The organism is Nitratidesulfovibrio liaohensis, assembly GCF_011682075.1.
Classification (GTDB): domain Bacteria; phylum Desulfobacterota; class Desulfovibrionia; order Desulfovibrionales; family Desulfovibrionaceae; genus Cupidesulfovibrio; species Cupidesulfovibrio liaohensis.
The window spans coordinates 1-1,504 of record NZ_VSMK01000528.1; the positions used below are offsets into that span (position 1 = coordinate 1).

A 1,504-nucleotide genomic window follows, 5' to 3' on the forward strand; every position below is an offset into this window, starting at 1 on the left:
CGAGGTGCCCGGCCTGATAACCCGGCAGCGGGTGCTGCACTGCCTGCGCCTGACGGCGGCCCACGCGCGGGCCATCGGGGCCGCGGGACCAGTTGCCGTGTGCGGACTGAACCCCCACGCCGGGGAATCGGGCCGCATCGGCAGCGAGGAAATCGATACCATCGCCCCGGCCGTGGCCGACGCCGTGGCCGAAGGGCTGGACGTCATCGGGCCGCTGCCCGCCGACACGCTGTTCGTCAAGGCGGCGCGTGGCGCCTACGCCGCCGTGCTGGCCATGTACCACGACCAGGGGCTGGCCCCCCTGAAGATGCTGCATTTTTCCGACGCCGTGAACGTGACCCTGGGGTTGCCCTTCGTGCGCACTTCGGTGGACCACGGCACGGGCTTCGACATCGCCGGAACCGGCGCGGCGGACACCGGCAGCTTCGCCGCCGCGCTGCGCCTTGCCTGCACCCTTTGCGACGGGAAGGACTGAGCCATGTACCTGGGAATCGACGTTGGCGGTACGCATACCGATGCCGTGGTCATGGATGGCCGCACCATAGCGGCCAGCGCCAAGGTGCCCACAGACCATCACGACCTGCTGGCCTCGGTGCGCGCGGCCATGCAGGGGCTGCTGAAGCCCCATGGGGGGGTGGAGCCGGGGCGCATCACCCGCATGAACCTCAGCACCACGCTGTCCACCAACGCCATCGTGGAAGGCAAGACCGAGGACGTGGCGGTGGTGGTGTCCGCCGGGCCGGGCATCGACCCGGAGCACTTCCGCGTGGGGCGGTTCTACTTTCCGGTAAGCGGGTCCATCGACCACCGGGGCGAGGAGATTGCCCCTCTTGACCCGGCAGAGATGGCGCGGGTGTCCACCGCCTGCTGCGAGGCGGGGGTGCGCCTGTTCGCGGCGGTGGGCAAGTTTTCCACCCGCAACCCCGCGCATGAAACGGCCATGGGCGAGGCCCTTGGCGCGCGCAGCGGCGGCAGCCCCGCAAGCTGCGGCTGCGGCGACTTCGTCTCGCTGGGGCACCGCCTGTCGGGCCAGCTGAACTTTCCGCGCCGGGTGGCCACGGCCTACTACAATTCAGCGGTATGGCGGGTGTACAACCGTTTTGCCGACGCCATCGAGCAGTCGGCCCGCGAATTCGGCATCACCGCGCCCATCCACATCCTGAAGGCCGACGGCGGCACCATGCCGCTGGCCGTTTCGCGCGAACTGCCGGTGGAATCCATCCTGTCCGGCCCTGCGGCCAGCGTCATGGGCATCATCGCCCTGTGCGACATCCGCGAAGACTGCGTGATCCTGGATATCGGCGGCACCACCACGGACATCGCCGTGTTCGCCTGCGGATCGCCGGTCATCGAGAAGGACGGCATAGAGGTGGGCAGCTACCCCACGCTGGTGCGCGCCCTGAAAACGCGGTCCATCGGCGTGGGGGGCGATTCGCGCCTGCACGTGGCCGCCGGGGCGGTGCGCGTGGGGCCGGAACGGGCCGGGGCCAGCATGGCCATGGGC

Annotated in this window: 2 protein-coding genes; both read left to right on the plus strand. The window is 70.1% G+C overall.

The features are described from left to right. Nucleotides 1-475 (plus strand): PdxA family dehydrogenase (locus tag FVW27_RS15270; protein WP_167126724.1); only part of this gene is annotated, 475 nt, incomplete at its 5' end. Between the two features lie 3 nt (nucleotides 476-478). Beyond that, nucleotides 479-1,504 (plus strand): hydantoinase/oxoprolinase family protein (locus tag FVW27_RS15275; RefSeq protein WP_167126726.1); only part of this gene is annotated, 1,026 nt, incomplete at its 3' end.